The sequence below is a fragment of the Curtobacterium sp. VKM Ac-2887 genome (genome assembly GCF_015350935.1).
Taxonomy (GTDB): domain Bacteria; phylum Actinomycetota; class Actinomycetes; order Actinomycetales; family Microbacteriaceae; genus Curtobacterium.
The window spans coordinates 1-23,198 of record NZ_JADKSB010000030.1 but is presented as its reverse complement, the minus strand read 5'-3'; the positions used below and the strand labels follow the sequence as shown (position 1 = coordinate 23,198).

At 66.6% G+C, this 23,198-nt stretch carries 25 protein-coding genes and 4 pseudogenes; 11 read left to right on the top strand and 18 right to left on the bottom strand.

From position 1 onward, the window contains the following. Positions 1 to 329, bottom strand: a 329-nt coding sequence (locus ITJ69_RS19430) for a TetR/AcrR family transcriptional regulator (protein ID WP_194673741.1), incomplete at its 3' end; no start/stop codon positions are given. 110 nt (positions 330 to 439) lie between these two features. Here ITJ69_RS19430 and ITJ69_RS19425 point away from each other — a divergent pair. Together ITJ69_RS19425 and ITJ69_RS19420 are read left to right on the top strand one after the other, a co-directional pair. After that, a complete protein-coding gene (locus ITJ69_RS19425) occupies positions 440 to 862 on the top strand; it encodes an ester cyclase (RefSeq protein WP_194673740.1) in 423 nt (140 codons plus the stop codon). After that, the gene (locus tag ITJ69_RS19420; RefSeq protein WP_323743159.1) at positions 859 to 1,332 is read left to right on the top strand and encodes a DUF1772 domain-containing protein; all 474 of its coding nucleotides are present in this window, start codon (positions 859 to 861) and stop codon (positions 1,330 to 1,332) included. The genes ITJ69_RS19425 and ITJ69_RS19420 overlap by 4 nt, the downstream gene beginning before the upstream one ends. 331 nt (positions 1,333 to 1,663) lie before the next feature. Here the strand turns inward: ITJ69_RS19420 and ITJ69_RS19415 are convergent, their stop codons facing one another. Beyond that, positions 1,664 to 2,077 (bottom strand): MarR family winged helix-turn-helix transcriptional regulator, encoded by a 414-nt coding sequence (locus ITJ69_RS19415; protein WP_194673739.1) that lies wholly within the window; start codon positions 2,075 to 2,077, stop codon positions 1,664 to 1,666. 50 nt (positions 2,078 to 2,127) lie between these two features. Here ITJ69_RS19415 and ITJ69_RS19410 point away from each other — a divergent pair, with 50 nt between their 5' ends. Next, the gene (locus ITJ69_RS19410) at positions 2,128 to 2,898 is read left to right on the top strand and encodes an alpha/beta fold hydrolase (protein WP_194673738.1); all 771 of its coding nucleotides are present in this window, start codon (positions 2,128 to 2,130) and stop codon (positions 2,896 to 2,898) included. Positions 2,899 to 3,147: 249 nt separating this feature from the next. Here ITJ69_RS19410 and ITJ69_RS19405 read toward each other — a convergent pair whose 3' ends face one another. Next, positions 3,148 to 4,113 (bottom strand): SDR family NAD(P)-dependent oxidoreductase, encoded by a 966-nt coding sequence (locus ITJ69_RS19405; protein WP_194673737.1) that lies wholly within the window; start codon positions 4,111 to 4,113, stop codon positions 3,148 to 3,150. 64 nt (positions 4,114 to 4,177) lie between these two features. On the opposite strand from ITJ69_RS19405, the gene ITJ69_RS19400 reads away from it, so the two are divergent. Continuing rightward, complete coding sequence (locus tag ITJ69_RS19400) at positions 4,178 to 4,723, top strand: TetR/AcrR family transcriptional regulator (protein WP_194673736.1); 546 nt, start codon at positions 4,178 to 4,180, stop codon at positions 4,721 to 4,723. A gap of 182 nt (positions 4,724 to 4,905) precedes the next feature. Here the strand turns inward: ITJ69_RS19400 and ITJ69_RS19395 are convergent, their stop codons facing one another. After that, complete coding sequence (locus tag ITJ69_RS19395; protein WP_194673735.1) at positions 4,906 to 5,541, bottom strand: TetR/AcrR family transcriptional regulator; 636 nt, start codon at positions 5,539 to 5,541, stop codon at positions 4,906 to 4,908. A 94-nt stretch (positions 5,542 to 5,635) separates the two neighbouring features. Here ITJ69_RS19395 and ITJ69_RS19390 point away from each other — a divergent pair, with 94 nt between their 5' ends. From ITJ69_RS19390 to ITJ69_RS19380, 3 genes are all read left to right on the top strand, one after another. After that, entirely contained in the window at positions 5,636 to 6,379 is a 744-nt protein-coding gene (locus tag ITJ69_RS19390) for an SDR family oxidoreductase (RefSeq protein WP_194673734.1), read from the top strand. A 38-nt stretch (positions 6,380 to 6,417) separates the two neighbouring features. Next, entirely contained in the window at positions 6,418 to 7,296 is an 879-nt protein-coding gene (locus tag ITJ69_RS19385; RefSeq protein ID WP_228549955.1) for an SDR family NAD(P)-dependent oxidoreductase, read from the top strand. A 158-nt stretch (positions 7,297 to 7,454) separates the two neighbouring features. Then, on the top strand, positions 7,455 to 8,087 hold the full coding sequence (locus ITJ69_RS19380; protein ID WP_194673733.1) for a hypothetical protein: 633 nt from the start codon (positions 7,455 to 7,457) through the stop codon (positions 8,085 to 8,087). 52 nt (positions 8,088 to 8,139) lie between these two features. Here ITJ69_RS19380 and ITJ69_RS19375 read toward each other — a convergent pair whose 3' ends face one another. Further along, the gene (locus tag ITJ69_RS19375) at positions 8,140 to 8,625 is read right to left on the bottom strand and encodes a GNAT family N-acetyltransferase (protein WP_194673732.1); all 486 of its coding nucleotides are present in this window, start codon (positions 8,623 to 8,625) and stop codon (positions 8,140 to 8,142) included. Between the two features lie 108 nt (positions 8,626 to 8,733). Between ITJ69_RS19375 and ITJ69_RS19370 the strand changes: the two genes are divergently transcribed. Beyond that, complete coding sequence (locus ITJ69_RS19370) at positions 8,734 to 9,705, top strand: GIY-YIG nuclease family protein (RefSeq protein ID WP_194673731.1); 972 nt, start codon at positions 8,734 to 8,736, stop codon at positions 9,703 to 9,705. 171 nt (positions 9,706 to 9,876) lie between these two features. On the opposite strand, the gene ITJ69_RS19365 is transcribed toward ITJ69_RS19370, so the two are convergent. From ITJ69_RS19365 to ITJ69_RS19355, 3 genes are all read right to left on the bottom strand, one after another. Next, the gene (locus tag ITJ69_RS19365; RefSeq protein WP_228549954.1) at positions 9,877 to 10,179 is read right to left on the bottom strand and encodes a DUF3892 domain-containing protein; all 303 of its coding nucleotides are present in this window, start codon (positions 10,177 to 10,179) and stop codon (positions 9,877 to 9,879) included. 689 nt (positions 10,180 to 10,868) lie between these two features. Beyond that, positions 10,869 to 11,459 carry a recombinase family protein gene (locus tag ITJ69_RS19360; RefSeq protein ID WP_194673729.1) on the bottom strand — a complete coding sequence of 197 codons (591 nt, stop codon included), beginning with the start codon at positions 11,457 to 11,459 and terminating at the stop codon, positions 10,869 to 10,871. A gap of 449 nt (positions 11,460 to 11,908) precedes the next feature. Next, a complete protein-coding gene (locus ITJ69_RS19355) occupies positions 11,909 to 12,376 on the bottom strand; it encodes a nuclear transport factor 2 family protein (protein ID WP_194673728.1) in 468 nt (155 codons plus the stop codon). A 30-nt stretch (positions 12,377 to 12,406) separates the two neighbouring features. Here ITJ69_RS19355 and ITJ69_RS19350 point away from each other — a divergent pair, with 30 nt between their 5' ends. After that, entirely contained in the window at positions 12,407 to 12,814 is a 408-nt protein-coding gene (locus tag ITJ69_RS19350) for a winged helix-turn-helix transcriptional regulator (protein WP_194673727.1), read from the top strand. 53 nt (positions 12,815 to 12,867) lie between these two features. On the opposite strand, the pseudogene ITJ69_RS19345 reads toward ITJ69_RS19350, so the two are convergent. After that, a pseudogene (locus ITJ69_RS19345) lies at positions 12,868 to 13,516 on the bottom strand (IS5 family transposase); the annotation flags it as partial. Between the two features lie 93 nt (positions 13,517 to 13,609). Then, positions 13,610 to 13,822: pseudogene (locus tag ITJ69_RS19340) on the bottom strand (FAD-dependent monooxygenase); the annotation flags it as partial. A gap of 73 nt (positions 13,823 to 13,895) precedes the next feature. Between ITJ69_RS19340 and ITJ69_RS19335 the strand changes: the two are divergent. Then, positions 13,896 to 14,684, top strand: coding sequence for a helix-turn-helix transcriptional regulator (locus ITJ69_RS19335; protein WP_323743158.1), 789 nt, complete (start codon positions 13,896 to 13,898; stop codon positions 14,682 to 14,684). On the opposite strand, the gene ITJ69_RS19330 is transcribed toward ITJ69_RS19335, so the two are convergent. The 5 genes from ITJ69_RS19330 to ITJ69_RS19310 form a co-directional block, all read right to left on the bottom strand. Beyond that, a complete protein-coding gene (locus ITJ69_RS19330; protein ID WP_194673726.1) occupies positions 14,671 to 15,834 on the bottom strand; it encodes an FAD-dependent monooxygenase in 1,164 nt (387 codons plus the stop codon). The two genes, ITJ69_RS19335 and ITJ69_RS19330, sit on opposite strands and share 14 nt — an antisense overlap. 348 nt (positions 15,835 to 16,182) lie before the next feature. Then, a complete protein-coding gene (locus ITJ69_RS19325; protein ID WP_194673725.1) occupies positions 16,183 to 16,719 on the bottom strand; it encodes an SDR family NAD(P)-dependent oxidoreductase in 537 nt (178 codons plus the stop codon). Between the two features lie 249 nt (positions 16,720 to 16,968). Continuing rightward, positions 16,969 to 18,219, bottom strand: coding sequence for a class I SAM-dependent methyltransferase (locus ITJ69_RS19320; protein WP_194673724.1), 1,251 nt, complete (start codon positions 18,217 to 18,219; stop codon positions 16,969 to 16,971). A gap of 39 nt (positions 18,220 to 18,258) precedes the next feature. Continuing rightward, on the bottom strand, positions 18,259 to 18,711 hold the full coding sequence (locus ITJ69_RS19315) for a MarR family winged helix-turn-helix transcriptional regulator (RefSeq protein ID WP_194673723.1): 453 nt from the start codon (positions 18,709 to 18,711) through the stop codon (positions 18,259 to 18,261). Beyond that, on the bottom strand, positions 18,708 to 19,823 hold the full coding sequence (locus tag ITJ69_RS19310) for a GDSL-type esterase/lipase family protein (protein WP_194673722.1): 1,116 nt from the start codon (positions 19,821 to 19,823) through the stop codon (positions 18,708 to 18,710). The genes ITJ69_RS19315 and ITJ69_RS19310 overlap by 4 nt, the downstream gene beginning before the upstream one ends. A gap of 159 nt (positions 19,824 to 19,982) precedes the next feature. Here ITJ69_RS19310 and ITJ69_RS19305 point away from each other — a divergent pair, with 159 nt between their 5' ends. Next, positions 19,983 to 20,297: a putative quinol monooxygenase gene (locus ITJ69_RS19305; protein WP_194673721.1), complete on the top strand. Its 315-nt coding sequence runs from the start codon at positions 19,983 to 19,985 to the stop codon at positions 20,295 to 20,297. Between the two features lie 78 nt (positions 20,298 to 20,375). Here the strand turns inward: ITJ69_RS19305 and ITJ69_RS19300 are convergent. The 3 genes and pseudogenes from ITJ69_RS19300 to ITJ69_RS19290 all read right to left on the bottom strand — a co-directional run. After that, positions 20,376 to 21,379: pseudogene (locus ITJ69_RS19300) on the bottom strand (ISL3 family transposase); the annotation flags it as partial. A 97-nt stretch (positions 21,380 to 21,476) separates the two neighbouring features. Further along, the gene (locus ITJ69_RS19295) at positions 21,477 to 22,169 is read right to left on the bottom strand and encodes a hypothetical protein (RefSeq protein WP_194673720.1); all 693 of its coding nucleotides are present in this window, start codon (positions 22,167 to 22,169) and stop codon (positions 21,477 to 21,479) included. Positions 22,170 to 22,459: 290 nt separating this feature from the next. Then, positions 22,460 to 23,198: pseudogene (locus ITJ69_RS19290) on the bottom strand (tyrosine-type recombinase/integrase); the annotation flags it as partial.

Genomic DNA, 23,198 nt, shown 5'->3' with positions numbered 1-23,198 from the left:
ATCGCGTCGTAGAGCGCGGGAGCGGCGGTCGCAAATGCGCAATAGCGGTGGGCGACGGCGCGCACCGCATCCCCCGACGCGGCCGACTCCCGCGCCACGCGCAGGGCATCGGCCAGCTCAGCGAACCCCTCGAGTGCTACAGATTTGGTGATCTCGTCGAGCGAGGCGAAGTGTTTGTAGATGACGGGTTGGCTGTACTCGATCTCGGTCGAGAGACGCCGGGTCGTCACCGCTTCCCACCCCTCTTTCTCGGCGATGGCGCGAGCGGAGGAGGTGATGAGGCGGCGGCGGTCGGCGCGCTCGCGCTCGCGCCGTTCGGCGATGGTCATACCGAATGTTAGCGCCGCTAGTGACGCGAGCGCCACTCTTGATTTGTCGGCACTGAAGCGTTAGCGTTGCTAGTGGTTAGCATCGCTAGCCATTAGGAGAGGATCGCACCATGGAGCACCGCGCACTCGTCGAGACCTACCTCGAGATGCTGAACGCGCACCACCCCGACCTTGTCGACCGCTTCCTCGCGGAGGATTACGTCAACCACAACGTCGTCGTCGCCGACGGCCGCGAGGCCAACCGCGCTTTCTGGGCCATGTTCTTCGCCGGGTTGCCGGACGTCACCGCGACGATGGAGGACATCATCGTGGCGGGAGACCGCGTCGTCGGCCGCTTCGTCTACCGGGGCACGCACCAGGGTGAGCTGATGGGGATCCCGGCCACCGGCGCGACGGTCGAGATGCGGAGCATCGACATCTGGCGCGTCGAGGACGGCCTGCTCGCAGAGCACTGGGACGAGCTCAATTTGATGGAGGTCTTCCAGCAGGTCGGCGTGCTGCCGCGCCTCGACGGCGGGGCGGCCCGCTCGTGACCGGTGCCGCGTGGGCCACCGGTCTCGTGACCCTCCTCGGGATCGGGGTCGTCTTCGGTACCGACGCCTTCTGCGCGCTCGTGATGCGGCCCGCGCTCGCCCGCGTGGACGAAGCGTCCCTCACGTCGGTGATGGGGAACGTGCACCGCTACGGCGACGTGCGGATGCCCGCGCCCGGGGTCGCTGGCCTCGTCGGATCCGCCGTCGTCGCCGTGCTCGCCGCTCTCGCCGACCGTGGCAGCGCCGCCGTGCTTGCGGGGATCGCCCTCGTTCTGCTGGTCGTGTGGCTCGTGCTCTACGCGCGGATCAGCGCGCCAATCAACCGCCGGCTGACCGCCGCCGCCGACCGAGGCGAGACGCCCGCCGACGCGCGGGCGCTGCAGGCCGGCTGGGACCGGATCATCGTGCTCCGCGCGGCCCTCCAGGGCGCCGCGCTGCTCAGCGTCGCGGCCGCGCTCGTCCTGCTCTGACCACCCCACCGCCACCATCTCAAACAGCCCATTGCCATCACGACGCGGAGGATCCGCCGGGCTCGTCGACCCGCATGACCCGCCGACGCCGGCACCACGCCGGGGTCGGAGGTCGGAGGTCGGAGGTCGGAGGTCGGGGGCGCAGACCGCGCACTTGACGCGCTCACGCCGGACGTGCGGGCTCGCGCCGCCGGAGTCGCCGATGCCGTCGATCCGCACGGTCGGACCGAGCAATCGCGTCTTCTCGCATAGAAAGACCCAAGTCGCCCGGAGACGGATCGACCGCAGGACGGCAGTTGGCCAGCCGGCACGGCACGGCCCACGCCCCCGGTTACTCTCCCTGGGTGAGGAGGCGCAGCGCGCGGAGCAGCTCACTGCGATGGTCGCTGTCGAGCGGAGCGAAGAGGTCATCGAGGACGCTCGACGCCACCGAGTGGCCGTCCTGGAGTGCAGTCCGACCGGCATCGCTCAGCCCGTGCTCGAGACTCCGTCCGCGCCCTGCCGACCGGGTGATGAGCCCTCGTTCGACCAGCCGTGTCGCGAGGGTCCCGAATGCCTGGTCGCTCTGGAAGGTCGCGACGGCCAGCTCGTGGCCCGATGCGCCGGGCATCCGATCGATGGCACGGAGCGCATCCCACTGCACGAGGGAGACGCCGACGTCCTTGAGCGCCGCGTCCATCGTCCGGTGGTTCCGGTACTGCGCGCGCTTGATCATCTGTCCGAGTACCTCGAGGTCCGCCGCCATGGTGATACTGTATCAACACGCTTACATCAACATGTTTAGACAGGACGATCATGGACAGCTCCCTCCCCGAATCCCTGCCGGTCATCGAGGCCGGCAGCTCGACCGCTCGCACCGCCCTGGTCCTGCACGGTGGCGGCGGGCCGAGGACCGTGGCGCCGATCGTCGGACACCTGTCGGCGACCATGCACGCCCTCGCCCCGACCCACCCGGGCTGGGACGGAACCGCGCGCCCTGAGTCGATCGCCTCCGTTGCCGAGCTCGCCCACGCGTACCTCGCGCGGCTCACCGAACACGGCGACCGCGACGTGGTCGTGCTCGGGTCCTCGATCGGCGGATGGATCGCGCTCGAGATGGCCGTCCAGGCCGCAGCCGACCAGCGGTTCGCCGGCCTCATCGGGGCCGTGGTGGTCATCGACACCGTGGGTGCCATCGTCGACGGGGAGCCGATCGCCGACTTCTTCGCCCTCGATGCTCGCGGCCTGGCCGAGGTCGCGTGGCACGACCCCGAACGCGGGTACACGGATCCCGCCGACTCCACCGAAGAGCAACGAGCGGTACAGCAGTCCAACGGTCGCACGATGGCAGCGGTCGCCGGCGCGGCGATGAGCGACCCGACCTTGCTCAGCCGACTTCATGCGGTCAGCACGCCGACGCTCGTCGTCTGGGGCGCAAGCGATCGCGTCGTCACTCCGGCCTACGGGCGAACAGTCGCCGCGGCGGTACCGGGTGCGGCCTACGCCGAGATCCCGGCCGCGGGCCACCTCCCGCACCTCGAAGCACCCGAAGCGACCTGGGCAACGATTGACTCCTTCCTGAGCTGACCGGCGCGCACCCCAGGCGCCATCAGTTAGATCCCGCTTTGGTGCGGTGCCCGCGACCTCAGCATGACGGCACCACCCTGTACCGCCGCATCCGCCTCCTGCAGTCAGGCGACACGAGGCGAAGCTAAAAGGGCGGCACCGAGCGCCGCCGCTCACAGAACTTGTAGCGCCCAGTGTCAGGCGGGGTCGGTCCGGAGGCTCGGCGGTACCGGAACGCGAGTTATCGAGATGCCCCTCGATCAAGCGAAATCAGCGGCTGAGGAGTTCGTCGGAGACTGACCAAAGACGCTGCGCCGCTGCCGGGTCGAGTGCCCAAGCCTTCACACCGTGCGGGTGGTCCGCGAGTGCGGCGTCGTCGGGCACGGTGTAGGCCTCCTGGCAGTCGTCGAGGTAGTGGCCGCCGGTGTGGGCGAACTCGTCCGAGACGGCGGCGACCATGGTGGTTGCCGCTCCCTGTTCGACGGTCTTGTACGTGAAGACCCCTGCGGCTTGGGCGGCGTCGAGGGACGATTTCTGCTCCGCGGTGAAGTTGCGCTGCAGCCCGGTCGCGATCCCGCCGGGGTTGACGGCGTTCGCGGTGATGCCGTCGCCTGCCCACTTCCGGGTGGCCTCGACGGCGAAGAGTGAGTTCGCGGTCTTCGACTGTGCGTACGCGATCTGGGGTTCGTAGTCGCGGCGCTGGAAGTCGATGTCGTCGAAGTCGATGCCCGCACGCATGTGTGCGGTGGAGGTGAGCGCCACCACGCGGGCTTCGCCCCGTTCCGCGGCGCCCGCTGCGAGGGCCCGGTGCAGGCCGGTTGTGAGTGCGTGGTGTCCGAGGTGGTTCGTGGCGAACTGGAGCTCCCGGCCGGTCGTCGTGCGCTCGAGGCCGGCCGTGACGAGCCCGGCGTTGTTCACCAGCAGGTGCAGCGGCCCGCCCCAGGCGTCGACGAAGGCCGAGATGGAGCCGACGTCGGCCAGGTCGAGCCGGGCGACGTCCAGACGACGCGTCGTCGACGCCTCGATCAAGTCCGCGACATCCGCGCCGGCGGCGGGGTTCCGCACAGCGAGCGTGACGGACGCACCGGCGGCTGAGAGCGCACGGGCAGTCTCGATCCCGAGGCCGGAGGACGCCCCGGTGACGACGGCACGGACCCCGTGGAGGTCGACCCCCTCGACGACGTCGGCTGCGGTGCTGCTTGCGGTGAACCGGGTGGCGATCAACTGTGGAGTCATGCCGCTCACTATACGGATCAGACTCACACTGTCTAGTCGGTACAGCTGCAGTTACGCTTGCCGCATGACCGCTCCTGCCCGCCGGGCCGACGACAGCCGCCGACGTGCGGTGCTGGAGTCAGCACTCGAGACGTTCGCCCGCGCGGGCTACCGAGGCGCGTCCATGGATGCGATTGCCAGAGCGGCGAGGATCTCGAGACCGGGCCTGTACTTCCTGTTCGAGTCCAAGGAAGCCTTGTTCCGCGAGGCCGTGTCGCACGTGCTGTCGGCGGATCTCGACGTCATCACCGAGATTCTCGCCGACGACACGAGGCCGGTCCGGGACCGGCTCGTGGCCGCGTTCGATCGCTGGGCGGGGAGGTATATCGGTCCGATGGTGCGTGACGTCCCGACGGTCATCGCGGACAACCCGGACCTGCTCGACGACGTCGCCCGGGCGGCGCCGGCCCGGTTCGCAGATCTCCTGACGGCCGCCCTGACCGGCGAGACACCGAACGGTGCGGTGATCGCGCAGACCCTGAACAGCGTGTCTGTCGGGTTGATCCACCAGGTCGCCACACGTGAGGAGTACCTCGAACGCCTGCGTTTAGCGGTTGAGCTCCTCGCCTGATGGCGTCCTGTCGATCGGCGTCCGACACCCGGTGAAGGACCGGCTATCGACACGGGAATCAACCCGAGGATACGCCTGACCCAGTAGGCGAAACAACGAAGCGCGAGCGATGCTCAACATGGGGTGACCAGGTGCAGGACAGCCACCTTGGTCAACGGCGGCGCCGAGTTCATGACGTCCGTCTACAGCGCAGCCTCGAGACCGCCCCGGTAGTCCGCGGAGGCAGCGCCCAGGAGAGTATTCGTCACGAGGTCATCGGCGAAGTCCACGTCGAGTGGCGCGTCGGGTATGAGCAGTCTGTTGTAGCAAGCCCCCCAGAGCTGATCGACCAGCAGGCTGGGATCGATGCCAGCCCGCAGCTGACCTCGGTTGAGCGCGTGTCGGAAGTAATCGATCGCGAGCTGTCTGCGCGGCATCGTATAGCGCTGGGATACGGCTACCGAAAGGTCAGGGTCGCCCTGGGCCGCACCGATCAGCTCCGCGATGACGCGGCCGCCGCCCTGCTCGGTCAGGAGTCGCACGAAGGAGCGCAGCTGTGCCCGGATGTCGGTAAAGAGATCCCCGCTGTCGTGGAAGACAAGGTCGGGTTCGCTCCGGCTGAAGTACGACTCCGCGGCCAGGGACCCGGGAGACGGCCACCACTTGTAGATGGTCGTCTTGCTCACGCCCGACCTCGCGGCGACGCGATCGAACGTCACAGCCCGAAGACCTTCGCCAGCCAGAAGTGCCGACGTCGCCGCAAGCACCTCGGCCCGGACCTCAGCGGCAGGCCGCCGACCGCGCCGAGACTTCGCCGCATCATCGGAGAGGTTGTTCATGGATGTTCCTTCCCTCCACCCAGATTAGTGGACAAAGAGACCACATATGCGTACAGTCATGTGAACACGTTGTTCACATGACTACGGAGGCATCATGCCTGAGACCACCACCACTGCTCGCGTCGCCATCGTCACCGGCGCCTCCGGCGGCATCGGCCGCGCTGTCGCCGAGCGTCTCGCCGCCGACGGCATGTCCGTCGTGGCGCACTACAGCGGCAACGCGGCGAAGGCCGATGAAGCCGTGGCTGCGATCACGGCCGCAGGCGGTCAGGCGATCGCGGTCGGCGGTGACGTCGCTGACGAGACCGTTATGGCGGCCCTGTTCGACGCTGCCACCGCCGAGTTCGGTGGCATCGACGTCGTCGTGCACACCGCCGGCATCATGCCGCTCGCCCCCATCGCGGACATGGACCTCGACACGTTCGACCGCATCCAGCGCGTCAACGTGCGCGGCACGTTCGTCATCGACCAGCTCGCCGCCCGCCAGGTGCGCGAGGGCGGAGCGATCATCAACTACTCGACGAGCATCACCCGCCTGCAGATGCCGAGTTACGGCGCCTACGCAGCCTCGAAGGGTGCCGTCGAGTCGCTCACGCTGATCCTCGCACGCGAACTCCGCGGCCGCGACATCACGGTCAACGCCGTCGCCCCCGGCCCCACCGCGACCCCGTTGTTCTTCGAGGGTAAGCCGCAGCAGGTCATCGACCACATCGCGTCGCTCAACCCGATGGAGCGCCTCGGCACCCCGGAGGACATCGCCGAGGTGACCGCGTTCCTCGCCGGCCCCGGGCGTTGGGTCAACGGCCAGGTCCTCTACACCAACGGCGGCGCGGCCTGAACCCGGGGCCGCCCCCAACCCGCACGGAAGAAACGAACATGTCCGTCGTCCTCATCACCGGCGCAGCCACCGGCATCGGCTACCTCACCGCGAAGAAGCTCGCTGCGGACGGACACACCGTCTGGGCCAGCATGCGCGACCCGGAAAGCCACAACCAGGAGACCGTCGCCGAGTTCGCCGGGCTCGCACGCACCAGCGGCGTCAACCTGCACACGGTCGCGCTCGACGTCACCTCGCAGGAGTCCGCGAACGCAGCCGTCAAGACGGTCGTCGAGACCAGTGGGAAGCTCGACGTCGTCGTCCAGAACGCCGGGCACCTCTACGTCGGCTACGTCGAAGCGTTCACCGACGTCGACATCGCCCACCTGCTGGACATCAACGCCGTCGGAGCGCACCGTGTCAACCGCGCTGCGCTGCCCTACCTGCGGGAACAGCGCAGCGGAACCCTGCTGTACGTCGGCAGCACGATCATCGTCACGACGCCGCCGTTCCTAGGGCCGTACGTCGCATCGAAGGCCGCGTTCGACGCCCTCGCCGTGGTCACCTCGTACGAGGCGGCGCAGTTCGGCATCGAGACGTCCATCGTCATGCCCGGGCCATCACCCAGGGCACGTCGCACTTCCCGAACGCAAGCCGCGCTTCCGACGCCGCCATCACCGCCGCCTACGCCGCCCTCGACCCGCTCGTCGCCCGCAACGAGGAAGCAACCGCTTCGCTCGTGCGCCCCGGCGTGGAGGCCCACCCACAGGGCGTCGCGGACGAGATCTCTCGCGTCCTCGCACTGCCGCGCGGCGAGAAGCCGTTCCGCACCGTCGTCGACTTCACCGAAGCCGGCGTCGAACACGTCATGGCCTTCTCCGACCTCACCCGAGAGGCGTTCGTCAACCGGATGGGCTTCGGCGACACCCTCACACTGAAGGACTAACAGGGACCCGGTCCCGAAGTCGTCGTGTGATGAAAGCGGCGATGGTCTCGGGACCGCTTTCTTGATTTGCTGCCCTGTAACCATCGCCCGGTAGAGGATCGGCTACCGGTACAGCTCATCCTCGGAGCGACAGGCCGATAGCGTGAAGCGATGGCAACCGGCGTGAAGTACGACTCTCTCTGGGATGAAGCGCACCGGTCCTTCGACAGGGGCACCCTCCGCGTGGATCACGCGCCCGTCGACGGTGACCCACGCTGGGGTCTCAGCCTCGTCCTGCTTCCGCCGGCGCACGTCGCTGACGCCGCGGCCGCGGCCGCCGCTGAAATCGGCAGCCTCTACGACGGCACGCACCACATCTACAACGCCGCCGACCTGCACCTGACAGTCACGAGCCTGGAGCCCTACCGCGACAAGGTCGCGCAGACAACGATCAAGCACTACGTCGACGCGGTCGAGCGTGCCCGCGATCTGCTGGACGTCAACCTTCGGCTGGTTGGGCTCGGCGGCTCGCCTTCCGGCGTGTTCGTCCAGGGCTTCGACGACGAGACGCTGGTACCGATCCGGCGACAGATGCGTGAGGCAGCGGCGGACCTATACGACGGCGTCGCGCCGCCGATGGCGTTCGTCCGCGACACCGCACACATCTCCATCAGCGTCCACCGGGAAGCAGTCCCCGACCCCGGGCCGCCGAATACGTCCAACGACACAGGCACTCTGACTTCGGCAACATGGCGGAAGCCACAGTCGCGCTCGCCCGGTATCGGGCGTCGGATCACTCGATGAGTGTCGAAGTCATTCACACCGTCCCGGTAGCCGATCGGTCAACGAGACGGCCTCAGGAACGGATCGCGTAGCGCCGCACCCGCGCCATACCGTGCTGCTCGACCGCTTCGAGCGTCGCCCCGTGGCGTTCGAGAGTCGCAATCGACGCCGCGTTGTTGTCGAGACAGAACGCCAACACGGGGTCGATCCCCAACGCTGCGGCGTGACGTAACACCTCGCCGAGAGCCCAAATCGCAACACCTCGCCCGCGAGCGGAGGGCCGAACCCCATACCCGATGTGACCGACGCGATGCACGCGGTCGTCGTCAGCAGCACGCAGCGCGATCCCACCGAGGACTTCCTCGTCTTCGACGATCCACCACAGCTCTCCCGAGTCCTGCTCCATCCGAGCAACCCAGTCGCGGAAACCCTCGACCGTGTCCACGTCATCGTTTGAGCCGATGCCGAAGCCGTCCTCGTGCAGCCCAGGGCCCCACTCCCGGTGTGCTTCGCTCCACGCCCCGAACAACTCCGCACGCGGTTTCACCAGCTCGAACACACCTCATCCTTGCAACCAGACACGACGAATACCAGGAGCCGTCGGTCGTGACGGGATTGCGGTCGGTGTCCGATAGCCGATCGAGCACCGGTGCGGGAAGATGAGGCTGTGCAGCACTTCGGGGAGTGGTTGGGCAGTAGCCAGTTCGGGGACGTGATGGCTCGCGCGACGTATGGGTATCCGAGCCGGACACCGCACCAGCGGTTCCGGCGTGATCAGATGCCGGCACGGTATTGGGCGGATCGGGCGTGGCAGTTCCGGGATGAGGAACAGACCCGGTTTTCGGACGCGTTCCTGCTCTGGAACCGTGACCAAGCACTGCGCAACCTCGACCTGTCGCTGGCGTACTTCGACACTCTCGACGCCGACGAGTTCGAGACAGCGCTCACAGCAGTTCTATCCAAGGGGCGGTCGCTGCGGCCGGTCGAGGACCTGAACGAGTGGGATGGCGTCGAGGGCGTCTACGTGATGGTGTTCGACCGCCTCAAGCAGTTCCACGTCGGCCAGTCGACCAACGTCCGGAAGCGTGTACGGCAGCACTGGACCGGCCGAAAGAGCTTCGACCGGCTCGTGTGGGGCACCCCCTATGACTCCATCCTCCCGGTCGACGAGCTCCGGGCACTCGACACGACCCGTCTCTACGCTGCACCGAGCCTGGATCCGGATGCGCTCGAGGCGCGGCTCGAGCGCGCCGCGGATCCCCGCTTCACCCTGAACCGCACTGCCGGTGGCGCATTCAACCCACTTGGCATCCTGCTGACCGGTGCCCGAGCGCGTGACCATGCGCTCACCGCCGTCCCGTCGGCTCCGGGCGAGTACTGGGTAGCCCGAGACGTCATCAAGGACCACCTCGAGGCGGCTCGTCAGGGTGCGACGTCGCCGGTCCCGCTGCTCGCCGGGCTCGACATGAGTATCCGGGTGGAGGTGGATCAGGACGGCGGGTCGCATTTCTGGTCGAACCGGGACCTGGTCGGCGCCGCACTCCGGAGCGGGCTGGTCACCGCGGCGGAGTTCGAGGAGTTCCTGACCCGGCTTGGTGAGACTGTCGTGTGGCCAGCAGAGAGACCGCCGAGGCGCTGACCGCGCTACTGGGGGAACAGGACCGGTTCTCGGTGCTGGAGGAGGTGCCGGTCCAGGTCGGGCTGCAGCAGTGGGACGCCGCCCTGTTGCGGTGTACTGAGGTCGGTGTACCAGTACAGGCGGCGTTGCCCGGAGTTGGTGTGCTGCTGGCCCGGGGCTCCGTGTTGGTGGTCAGCAGTCGTCGAGGTCGTCCAGGTTGTTCGGCGAGTAGTCATCGGCGCTCGTGGTCAGGTAGTCACGGCCGCCGCGCTGTCCCACACGGACGTTCACTGTTCGGCCGCCGACAGAGACGTAGTAGTAGGAGGCGTTCGTTCGGATGTTGCTCACCGCCTCCGACTTGCTGTGGCTCCAACCGTCGCCACAGAGCCCGGTGATGTCTCCGTCGTGGTCCTTCTTGCTCTTCGTTACTTGCACAGCCACCGTGGACTCCTTTGTCGTGGGCTTCGGGACAGCGCAGCTGCCCGATCGCTTCATTGCGATGACCTGCAGGGTACGCCTTCGGTCCGACATTTGCGGGACCGCCTGCTCAGACTGGTCCGCGTGCTCGCAGTCCCCACAGCACCCCGGGCCCTGTTCCTCGCCGGCCCCACGCTCAACCGGCATGCGGGTTACCCGCAGACGGATGGATCAGGGCACAGTGGGTACCGGTGAACCTGTTCGGGTCAGGGCCACCACCGAGGTGCCGGTGCACCCCAAGCGCACCGGCACCTCCCACCCGCACGGCCGCGGCCCCGGATCACGTCGGACGCGACCAATCGAGCAGGCCCCTCTATCGGCGATTTTCCACGCTCATCACCCGGTCCGTAGACCGTGATCCGGGAAGCGCCGCATTCCGCCCATCCGATCGGAATCCTTGACAGGTCCTCGGACGCGGGCGCATGGTCCCCTCGGGAGCAAGATGGTGGTCGCGATCAGGCATCATCTTGCTTCTGCGACATATCCCTCTTGCAGCGAGGGCGTCTGCTATAGGTTCGGGTCTGAGCAGACGCCCTCGCGCTACGACGCCGTCGGGTTCGACGCAATGGTCATGACGAGGCCAGCCCGGTAACAGGGGGTCGGGCTCCCACGGCTAGGGTCCGCGAGGCAGCAAACGCGACGATACGCCCGCGGGCCCGAGGCCTATGCGCCCCTCACGCAATCCGCACAACGTGCCCACACCGCTCTCACCCAACAGCTGATGATGCAGCTTGCGCTTGATGCCGGTACAGCGTCGCCCGCGACCACCCCACCAACTGCGCCGCGTCCGCCGCGGTATGACCAGCAGCGCGGGCTTCGTTCACGATCGCGAGCTTCCGGCCAATCACCGCCGGATCCGACGGCGGCCGGCCAAACCTGGTCCCCGACTCACGAGCGGCTGCGATACCAGCAGTGACACGCTCGACGATGAGCTCGCGTTCGTACTCCGCCAACGTCGCCATCAGGTTCAACATCAGCCGCCCCGTCGACGTCGCCGGATCAATCCCATCCGACACACTCCGCACACCGATGCCCCGCTCCCCCAACATCGCCACCGTGCTCAACACATCCACCAGTGATCGACCGAGCCGATCGACTCGCCACACCACGACCGTGTCGCCGGCGGTCGCGTGCTCGAGCAGACGACCCATGCCCGGACGTGCGGCAGCTTCCTTCCGACCCGAGGTCACGTCGGCGAAGATATCCCGCTCCTGCACCCCCACCGCAACCAACGCATCCACCTGCAACGTCGCATCCTGCGCTCCAGTACTGATACGCGTATACCCAAGAAGCCTCACCCGCCAAGTGTCTCAGAAAACCCCACAAACACCCACCGAAGCACCACCAACGTCGAGACGACTTTCCGAGACAACCATGACCCGCGGAAACACTGGGCGCGCTCGAGCCTCAGACCGTCTCACCATCGTGTCTCGGAAACCTATAGTTTCCCGAGACGTTAGGGTCTCTAGCGTTTGACGCCCCCGCACCGGGCAGTTTTGCGGGACAGTCATACGGCAATACCCCCGGTCAGGCAGCAGCAGGCAACGGGGGCCTTCCAAAACGACGGTTGTCGTGGACCGGTGGACGACCGCCTACCGGACGCTGCTTCCGAGTCAGATTCCTACGAGCCGACCACTGCCGGCGATCCCCGCGTGCGTGTTGTTGCTTGGTGGCGGCAAGTGGCACGAGTGTCACGCGGCCGACCACGTGGGGCCTCATCGTATTGGAGAGCAGTGCTGCGGTGGCGTCAGCGGTTGAGCATTCCCTCGGGTACGTTGTCCATCCAGGAAACGTGCTGCACGAGTCGCGCGATGCGCCAGCCGTCGGGGGTGCGCTGCATGGTGTGCTCGTAGGAGCCATGCATGACGAACGTGGGGGCGCCGGCCAGGTGGTGCTGGGCGTACATATATGACCGCATCACGGCGCGGTCACCGTCATGGTCGTCGAACTCGACTTCGTGATTCGTGCTGAGGTGCTGCCTCGCGTCCCAGATCTCGAGCCCCTGGCGGGCGAAGCCCACGAAGTCGCCGCGAGAGAAGTCAACGGCGGGCATCCCGGCCGAGCTGAAGTCGATGTGGACCTGCTCCGTGAAGAGCGTGCTGAAGCGGTCCCAGTCGGCGGCGTCGATGGCGGTGGCGTACTGCACGGCGGTGGCAGTGATGGCGGCGCGGTCCTCAAGGCGCCGCAGACGCTGTTCGACGGTGGTGGTGGTCATGGGTGGTCTCCTCTGGCATGCTGGTGGTGCATGCAGATCGCCTGCTACCTGCAAAAAGTAAGCGAAATCAGCGACGCTTGTCAACCGGGAGGAATCGTGGCCGATGTGGAGACTGCTTCTACGTGCGAGCCTGTCGGGAAGCCGCTCTCGCGGGTGATGACGCTGCTCGGGAAGCGTTGGGCGGGCATGATTTTGAGTGCTCTCATGCAGGGTTCCCTGCGGTTCAACGAAATCAAGCGGGCGGTGCCGGGCGTCAGTGACCGCATCCTCATCGAGCGACTCGGCGAGTTCCAGGAGCTGCAGCTGGTCGCCCGGACCGTCACGGAGACGAGCCCGGTTCGTGTCGAGTACGCCCTCACGGATCGCGGCGAGGCAATGCGGCCGGCGATCACCGAGTTAACCCGCTGGGCCGAGCAGAACCTCAGCCCAGATCTGTAGCTTGACCGATAGCCGGAGTCTCCAATCAGGAGCGATGGGAGCCGGACGCCCGGCTAGGGCGTGTCTTGTAAATGGCGGAGCCAGGCGATGACGGCGTTGAGGACGACGGCGGCACGGTAGACAATCGCGAGCTTGTCGTACCGGGTCGCCAGGCCGCGCCATTGCTTGAGACGGCAGAAACCACGCTCGATGACGTTCCGGTTCCGGTAGTCGACCGCGTCGTACGACACGGGCCGCCCACCCCGGGATCCACGTCGTTTCCGATGCCCTTGCTGGTCGCGGGGCTCCGGGATCACGGCCTCGGTGCCACGGCTTCGGAGGTGGGTGCGGATCGCTCGGGACGAGTACGCCTTGTCGCCGCGGACCCGGTCGGGTCGGGTGCGGGGCCGACCAACAGGGCGAGCGATGCGGAGTTCAGCCAGTAGCGGGAGCAGCATCGGTGAGTCGCCCGCCTGCCCGGGCGTGACGAGCGTGACCAACGGCAATCCGCGGCCGTCGACGAGCTGGTGCACCTTCGTGGAGAGGCCGCCGCGGGAGCGGCCGAAGCTGTGGTCAGGCGGCTCGAGTCCCGGAACCGTGTAATTCGACGAAGCCCCCTGTGGTGCGGGTGATGTTCGTCGCGTGCTGATGTGCACGCGCGATCGTAGAGTCCACTGACACGGACCAGTCCACCGCGCCGGCCGCGTCCGCTGCGCTGAGGAGGTTGTCGCTCGATACGTCGCTGTCCCCGGGGGCGCTGAGCTGGACGCCGTCGATGAAGAAGCCGCTGTCGGGCTCATCGACCGGTGCCGGGTCGTGGAGGGCTGCGTCGAGGCCCCAGTCGTGGAACATGTGGACTCCGAAGCTGTCGACTGTGCCGGCTCGCTGGCGGTCTTCGACGTATGCGCGGCTCCGGCGTCCCAGGACGACGCAAGCGATGCCGTTGCGCTGCAGGATGTTGGCGACCGTCAGTCCGGCGACCCCTGCCCCGATCACGGCGATGGTGGTGGTTTCAGCGGGAATGCTCATGCGGAATGCTCCTTCATAGGTGACTTCTGGGTCCGCTCGTGAAGCGAGTGCGGGAGAGCTTAGGGTCGGTTCCGTGTCCGACCTGCATGAGCCCGCGCTTGCTCCCGATGCGGTGGAGGGATTGGGTTGGTACGACGGTGCTGAGCAGGAGATGCACCGGCACCGTCAGGGGCAGTTGATCTACCCGTCAGCGGGCGTACTCGGGGTGACGACGCAGTTAGGGACGTGGGTGGCCGCGGCCGATCAAGTGGCGTGGACGCCACCGGGGTTTGCGCATGCGCATCGTGCCGCAGCGCGGACCGAGATCGCTGCGCTGCGCGTTCCCGGTTCAGCTGCAGCGTCGTTGCCGGACCGGCCGGCGGTGTTCGGCGTCACGCCGCTGCTGCGCGAGGCGATCCTCGTCCACGCAGCCGACCCGTCCGCTGCCCGACGTCGGCGACCCGGTGCTGAGAACCGACTGTTGGACGTGATCATTGATGAGCTGCTCGATGCGCCCGAGCGGCAGCTGTACCTGCCGGAACCACGTGACGATCGTCTTCGCGCTGTCGCCGCAGCCCTCCATCGCGACGTCAGTGATGCACGTACGCTCGCGGAGCACGGCAGGGCAGTGGGCGCGAGTGAACGGACCCTGAGCCGTTTGTTCAAGGAAGAGCTCGGGATGAGCTTTCACCAGTGGCGGACGCAGTTCCGGATACAGCACGCCCTGGTCTTGCTCTGGCAGGGGCTGACGGTGTCACAGACGGCGGCAGCATGCGGGTGGGCCAACCCGAGCAGCTTCGTTGATGCGTTCCGAACGATCGTCGGGGAGACCCCGGGCCGTTATCGGTCCGCTCAGCGACCGGACAGTGTCACCGAAGTGTGACGGGGTACTCCCGGAGCGTGATCTCTTCGACGAGCGAGCCGAAGTCGGCGAACAATCCCGGCTCCGCGCCGGCGTCGTCTTGCTCGTTCAACGCGCGTGCAGCCGCCTGGTTCCAGAGGACGTACTCACGGATCGCTACCTCGTAGGAACGTGCCCCCGCGGCGAGGTCTCCGCGGGCGGACGCGAGTTCACCAGCGAGAACGTATGCACCGACCATCGCGATCGACGTGCCCTGGCCGGTCGTCAGGGACACCGCGTAGCCGGCGTCGCCGACAAGGGCGACTCGCCCACGGGTCCAGTGATCCATGAGCACCTGGAACCGGGCGTCGAAGTGGAAGCTCGTCGCTTCCCACATGTGCTCCAACACCTGAGGCGCGACCCACCCCGTACCGGCGAGCCGTTCGGCGAGGAGCCGCTTCTGAGCGTCGCTGTCGTGGTAGTCGTACTCGACCTCCTCGGCGCTGGAGAATCCGAGGTACGCGCGTGCGTCCTGATCCTTCGACGGGCCGATGATCCCGACACCGCCGCCGTCTCCCATGTGGAACGTCTGCCACCGGTCGAGTTCGAGGAAGTTCGGGATCGTCAGAACCGCAACGTAGTCGCCCATGTACTTCCGGAACGGCTTCTCCGGACCGAACACGATACGGCGCACACCGGAATGCGATCCGTCGGCGCCGACCACAAAATCGAACCGCGAGGTCAGCGAGTGCTCGAACATCACCTGCATACCGTCGGGTCCGTCATCGCTGATGCCCGTGATTCGGTCACTGAACACGAACGTGACGTCATCGGGCACGGCCGTGCGCAGCACCGCGACGAGGTCATCGCGCAGCACTTCGAGGTCCTCCGACTCGAACCGGCCACCCGTGAGGGTCCGCTCCGTCGTCCGATACACCTCGGTGCCAGACTCGTCCACCATCGACATGCCGAGCAAATCGGTGGTGTGACGACGCAGGTCCTCGAGAACACCCATCCGACGAGCAACCTCGAGCGCGGGCCCTCGAACGTCGAGGGCTTGACCACCCGGTCGGAGCCCGTCCGAACTTTCCACCACGGTCACCTCGAACCTGTACTTCGCCAGCCAGTATGCGGCGGTAAGCCCCGCAACGCTCGCACCTGATACCAACACACGCTGCCGCTGAAAAGTCATGCTTCAACGCTAGGAAGCTGCCTCAGCCCTCGGAACCGACAACCCGCATGGTCATACCCAAAACCGGTCACACCCACCCTGGCGTGCCCGAGCCTCGGCGGTCTCAAAGAACCGACTAGGGCGGGTCTTGTAAATGTCGGGTCCAGGCGATGACGGCATTGAGGACGACGGCTGCCAGCCGTTGCGGAGCATCAGTTCGGCTCATACATGCGTCCATAAGTGTTTCGACATCCTCGAGCGTGAGCTCCGGCCTGACCGCTCGGCAGTCGGGCCTGTAACCGGTCGTGATTTCAGCGGCCGAAAAGTTAGGGACAGGGTTTTGGCGGACGACGGCCGGCCGGGTTGGGGTCAGGCGTTGCGCATGGTGCTGTTGCCGGTGGCGAGGACGGCGCGTCGGCGCGTGAGGCAGCGGGGCAGGAGCGCGATGGCGTGGTTGAGGTGTCCGGAGACCCAGCTGGGCGGCGGGTCCCGACGCTCCAGGACGCCGAGACCGATGCTCGCTACTTGCTCGGGGGTCTGTGCGCGTCCGGCGCGGGCTGCGGGGTCTTCGGTGCCGAGGGCGTCGAAGAACCCCGAATCGGTTACTCCGGGCGCGAGCGCGAGGACCCGCACGCCGGTGCTCCGCGTCTCGGCCCATAGGGCCTCGGTGAAGCTGAGCACAAACGCCTTCGTGGCCGAGTAGACGCTCTGCATCGGGATAGACGAGTACGCGGCGAGGCTGGTGACGTTCAGCAGGTATCCGGAGCCGTTGGCGAGCATGCCGGGCAGGAACGCGCGGCTGATGTCCATGACGGCGGTGGAGTTCACGGCGACCGCCTGCCGGAGCCGTGCCGGGTCGGAGTCGGCAAATTTCGCCCACAGGCCCGCGCCGGCGTTGTTGACCATGCTAAGGCGTTCGTCGACCTCCGCGATCTGTTGAGTTCGCCCAGGGACGGTTCGGGCAATCTCACCCGGGGTGTAGGGGCTTGGCTGCATCGAATCGCCGATCGTTCGTTATGAAGCGGGGGATTCATAACAGAGTATCGATACCTAGTAGGTCGACTCATGCAGGAAGACGCCGCTGCGGATGATCTCGAAGAGGCGCTCGGAACGCCCGCGTCTCGTGCCCGCAACGGCACGAGCACCTGCAGCCCCTTAGCGCTGCTCGTCGCGGGTGGCAGTGATGAACTGTGTCTGTACGTGTGCTCGGCGTCCGTCGATGTCGACAGCGAAGTGGTCGACCGCGGAGATCGTGGCCGGGTTGGTGGTTATCCAACCAGCATCATTGAGGGAGTCCAGCCATGTCGTTCGGGGCTGGATGGCTTTCAGCGGCGAGGTGCCGCCGAACATGATCTCGTCGGTGGTCGTGAGGACGTGTGTGCTGTCAAACCCGTCGGTGTGGGCTTCGATCGTTGCAGCGACGGTACTGCCGGGTGCCGCGATCGATGCGATCTGGTGGAGAAGCTGGCTGATGACGTTGGGGTTGAGGAACACGAAGAGGTGTTCGGCGATGAACAGTGTCCGTTCGGATGGGTTGTGACCGGCGGCGGTGAGGAGTTCTGCGATGTTGTCGGTTGTGAAGTCGGCGGCGACGAGGGTGAGGCCGGCACGGTCGGTGTGTGCTGCCTTGAGCTGCGCGTCTCGTTCGGTGAGGACGTGGGGCAGGTCGACGTCGTAGAAGGTGACGCCGTGGGTGCGGAATCGCAGTGAGCGGTCCTCGAAGCCGACACCGAGGTTGACGATCTGGGTGGTGCCGTGGTCGAGAGCAGTCAGGACGGTCTGGTCGAAGTAGGGCGCGCGCGGTCCGACGAGGTCGAGAAGCGCTCCGCTGATGGCGATGGGTTCGCCGTCGGCGCCGGTGGCTTCCATGCCGCGGGTGAGGGTGTGCTGAGCATCGGGGTCGCCGCTGGTTGTGGAGGGGCGACCCTGGAGTTCGCCGCGTCCGAGCGCGACAAACTTGCGGATCATGGTCAGTGTGGGGTTCTCGGTGATCATCGTGGTTTGCTTTCTTGTTTCAGGGGTGGATTTCTGCACGAAGGCGTCGCGCCATCGCGGGCTGAGGGCGGTGATGGCCGCCGTTGCGCACTGGAGCTGATCGTCGACGCGGGTCAGTGTCATCAGGGCAATGTTGTGCTCCGCCGTGTCGAACGGGACCGCTCCGATGACGAGCACGGCCGTGGCCTCCTTGCGGAGGGGGCGGGTCCGGATGATCTTCATCCGTGCCCACCGTCGCAGCCCAGTGTTGGCTGCGGCCAGAATTTCGGCGCGACCGTAGAGGGCTTCGCCGCCGGTCAGGACTGTGGCGTCAGCGGTGAAATGTGCGGCAATCTGTTCGGCTGTTCCGGAGCGAACGGCCTCGTGTAGGGAGTGCACGAAACTACGGACCAGCCGGTCACCGATGTCCATCGCCGGGTCGGGCGATGGGTTCCGGCGTTGCAGCGCATTTCATGATGTCTCGGTTGTGCTGCGGTCGAGGTGCGCGGCGATCGTGTGGAGGATTTCGTTCAGCGCGGCACGGTGGGTGCCGGTGAGGGGGGCGAGGATTTGTTGGTCGACGTCGGCCATCGCGGCGTCCAGTCCGGTGATGAGCGCTGCGCCCTCCGGGGTCGCGAAAACACGTTTGCTACGGCCGTTACCAGGTTCGATGCGTCGTTCGACGAGCCCACGGCGTTCGAGTTTCTGCAGCATGCTGGAGGCGTTCGCCTCGCCGCGATGCATGGCGCGGGCAACATCGCGCTGGATAGCTCCGGGGTGATCGACCAGATAGCCGAGGATGTAGCCCTGCTCCAGGTTGATGTCGCGTGCACGGATCCAGTCCTCGCCGACGCGGCTGTGTTCGCGGATGATCTGCCGCATCAGCACGAACGCTTCGTCCCGATGCGGCTTGGGAGCGTTCATCGCTGGTCCCGAAGGGCCGCAGCAATCGTTGCGGCAAGGTGTCGCTCGCCGTCTTCGTTCGGGTGAAGGTGGTCGCCGGAGTCGTATTCATCGGCGAGGCGCGAGGAGTCGGAACTGGACCGGAGGGCTTTGTCGAAGTCCGCCACGTGCGGTGCGTGCTCTCGGATCCATTCGTTCACCTCGATGCGGAGCCGATCCCGATCGGTGGTCAACCCTTCGGCGCCCAAGAACGGTGTGATCGTCGCAATGGTCACGCGAAGCCGTGCCTCGCCGGCGCGGCTGATGAGGTCCGTGTACGCGTCGACGAGATCCTCGACGGTCGGAAGCTCGCTGATCGGCGCGGCCGCACCGGGCAGTCCGAGATCATTGGTACCGAGCGCGATCACCACGTCGGTGACACCCCCGATTTCGAGGACGTCGTCGTCGAACCGGGTGAGTCCAGCTCGCCCAAACGACGCGATCTCCGGCGCAGGATCGATACGTAGCCGGTTGCCAGCGATACCGAGATTCAGCACCACCGGTGCCCCGGTATCGCGCAGAAGCTCGGCCGCGAACTCTGGCCACCCCCCTGCTGTGATTGAGTCCCCTAGGCATGCGATGACCCGATTCGTACCGCTGTCGACCTGCACGGAACGGAGGAAGGGCGCTGGAATTGCCATCTCTGTTCCATCCGGCGCAGGCATCGTCGGTGTTTCGATCGCGGGGAAATGAGCCGCGCCCACGTGGTCGCCAGGTACGGAAACCTCAACCGGGACACGGGCGAAGTTTCCGCTGCTGAGAACAGCACTTTCCGGCACGTAGACGTCCACGACGATCTCTGCGCTGGTGCGTGTCGGCAACACGACGGGGTCCGCCCATACGGACATGCCGGCCGCGATCACCGTTGAATCCTTCCCGGAGAACGAGGCCTGAACGCTCTCCCCATCAACCGTCAGCGCGGCCCCTCCTACGACGAGCGGCCCGTCACCGAACACATTGCTCAACTCAAACCGGACTCTGGACCCGGTCGCGCCGGACATCACTCGGTACCGAAGCGTCACATCCTCGACCTGATCCGCAAACGCTCGCACGTCCGCCATCGGCCGTACCCAGCCCGTCACCCAGCTGTCCATCTCGATCTCCGTCCGTCTGTGATCTCAGCAACGACTTGTGCCGTCGATTAGGACCCTAACACTCCGCTGCTGGAGTGTATAGTGGTGAAGGTCGGTACGGCCGATCGCGCAACTCGCCTGGTGGGTAGCGTGGAAGATCACTCATAGAAGGAGACGAACATGCAACAGAAGCAGCCCGGATACGTGCTCCGTTTCAAGGCCAAGCCCGGCAAGGGCGACGAGTTGTTCCAGGTCTGCAACGACCTGCACTTCAACGGCGACCCCGACGGCCCTGTGGACTGGGTGCTCTCTCGCTCGGTCGAAGACCCGGACACCTTGTGGGCGTTCGAGTTCTACCGCGACGACGCGTCCTTCGATCGGCACTACTCCGACCCCGCACTCGACGAGGGGCATCAGAAGGTCATGGACCTGCTCGCTGAGCACGTCGAGGAATGGGGCGTCCGCGAGCACGTACGCATCGAGTCCTCCAGCTGACCCATACCCGGAAAAGAAGCGGGCGACGCACTCACAGTGCGCCGCCCGCTTGGTCACTGAGGCGGATGTTTTACGGGCTCATCCCAATCGAGGGTGGAATTGGGGTCTGAAGCCGCCGGTCTCGAGCAGCGACCTGGCGATGTAGTTGGTCAGGTTACGGAAGCCCAGCACGCTGCCGCGGAGGTGTTCGAGCCTCCCATTGAGTGCCTCAGTGGGGCCGTTGCTGCTGCCGGGGCGGTCGAAGTAGGCCAGTACGTCAGTGGCGCGCTTCTTCAAGGTCCGCCCCAGCGTGATGAGCTCACTCAGCGCCTTCGGAACGCCGGTGCTGAGGTCGCTGATCAGTTTGACCATCAGCTCGCGGCCACGCTGCCGGTCTTCGTGACGGTAGGCGGCGATCATGCGCTGTAGATGCCCCAGGTGGCTTCGACTTCGACGTGGCGATCATCGTTGAAGAGGCTGGTGAGCCTGTCGATCTGACGGTTGGTGAGCAGACCGTCGCCGGTGTGCAGGGTGCGACGGGACTTGTAGAGCGGGTCGCCCTTAAAGCCGCGGTGGCCGTGGATCGCCAACTGGACCCGTCGCCGGCAGCGATCGAGTGCCTCACCCGCGAGACGGACGACGTGAAAGGGATCCATGACCGTCACTGCGGCGGGCAGCTCCTCGGCAGTGGCGGTCTTGAAGCCGGTGAACCCATCCATCGCGACCACCTCCACGGCGTTGCGCCAGGCCTCGTCCTGGTTCGCGAGCCAGGTCGTGAGGGCCTGCTTGGAGCGGCCCTCGATCATGTCCAGCAGTCGGGCCGACCCGGAGCCGTCGCGCACGGGAGTGAGATCGATGATGACGGTGACGTATCTGTCACCACGTCGAGTGTGACGCCACACGTGCTCATCGACGCCGATGACCGCGACGCCGTCGAACCGAGTGGCGTCGTCGATGAGAACTCGCTTACCTTCGGCCAAGACCGCGTTGTTGGCGGTATCCCAGGCACCCCCGAGTCCTTCCGCAACCCGAGCCATTGCGAGGTGCTGGACGACGATGCCTTCCAGCGCCCATCGCAACCCGCCACGCGACAGCTTTGCTTGCGCCCCTCACCCCACGTCTGTCGGATCTTTACCTCGTCGCGGGCCCGCCTGGGTCCGGTGGGCCTGACAACCGAGAGCCCCGTGATGCTGGTTCGAGCTAGCGATCGCTATCAGGTGCTACCCCATGCATGCTGGTGCTGGCAGAGGGTTCGAGTGCAGCATCGAGGGCTCGGGCGTCTTGCCAGAGGGCCGTGATGCGAGCGAGTACGTGATCGGCAGCGGCATCCGTTGCGCCGAGCTCGGCGTAGGTCTCCTGCAGCGTCAACGCGTCGAACCGTGACGGCCGCCGCGCGACTGCACCGAGCACCTCCACGATCGGGCCCTCGACTGCTGCTGCGCGTCGCGTCGGGATGATGCTGGTCATCGACCGTCCCGACAAGGCGACTCCGGTGCGGGCCCACCCGTGAACGTCTAACGGCAACAGCAGCTGGTCTGCCCGACGCCACTCCCCCGGTACCGGCTGCTCGCAGTCGTGCCGGTCCAGGTTCCCCTTCGTCGGGTCCAGCAGCCGGATGACGTCACCGCGGAACCCGGTCCACACCGGTCCGACGACCCGCAGCCACCGGGTCACCGCGCAGGCAGCGCACGATGCCGGGTCGTCAGATGAGGGCACGACGTGGCCGCGGATCCGGACGATGCTCGTCACCGCGACGTCGTCGGGTGTGATGGTGCGTGCTTCTTCGCGGGTGAGGTGCAGCACGCCGAAGAGGACGATGAGGAACGCGTCCCGGCGGCCGCGGAGCCCGATCGGGTACCGGTACTTCGGGATCCCCGCCAGCACCTCCCCCACTGCCGCAGCGTTGAGGGCTTCTGATCGCGGCCATACCCGCGCCTGCACCGTGGGTATCGGGTCCGCGAAGCCCGCCGCGAGGTGCTGGGTACGGATCGCGTGCCGGCGGAGCCGCTGCGTCGACGCAGCCCCAGGAAACTGGTGCAGAAACTGCTCAATCGTCGCCGCCGTCGCCGGGAGCGACTCATGACCGGTCGCGGTGCACCACGCAACGAACCGGTTCCAGTGCGCCCCAAACGCCCCCTGCTCGCTGCGAAGTTTGGGGTCGAACTGGGGGGAAGTTTGGGGGGTCATAGCCGCATCCGGGTGACGGCGTTGCGGACCAGGGGCGTGTACTCGCGGTCGTAGATCTGGAGGGTGGCGGCGTTGGTGTGGTGGGTCTGGTTCATGATCTCCACATCCGTGGCACCGGCGTTGCGCGCCTCGGTCACGAACCCGGCACGGAGCGAGTGCCCGGACCAGCCCTCCTCCCCCAACCCTGCCGCGTGTGCACGGCGGGCGACGGCCTTCCCGACCGTGGTCGGGCTGATGCCGGCACCGCGGAACAGACCCCACTTCGACACCGCCCGAAAGAACGGCGTCGACGGCGGCAACCGGTCGTCGCCGAGCCCGTCCGTGCAGACATGCACGGCGAGCGACGCATCGGTCAGCGCAGCGAAGAGGCCCGCTTCCCCACGAGCATCCTGCGCGGCCATCAACCGGGAGAGCCGAACGAACGCACACGAAGCGCACGTGACCGGATTCGCCCCCTGCTGCAGCACCTTGATCCGGCCGAGCCCGTCCTGGTCCGTCTTTGATCGCCGCACCCTCGCGTAGACGCCCTCGCCATCGACGAGGCGGAGATCGGCGACGGTGAGTGCGGTGAGCTCGGACTCGCGGAACGCACCGACGAACCCGAACAGCAGCAACGCGTGATCCCGGGTCGCCAGCGCGCCGGTCTGCAGGTCGGTGATGTTGATGCCGAAGTAGAACGGACCCCCTGACGCCGAACTGGGATGGACCCCCTGGTTGACGCTAGGAGGGTGATCA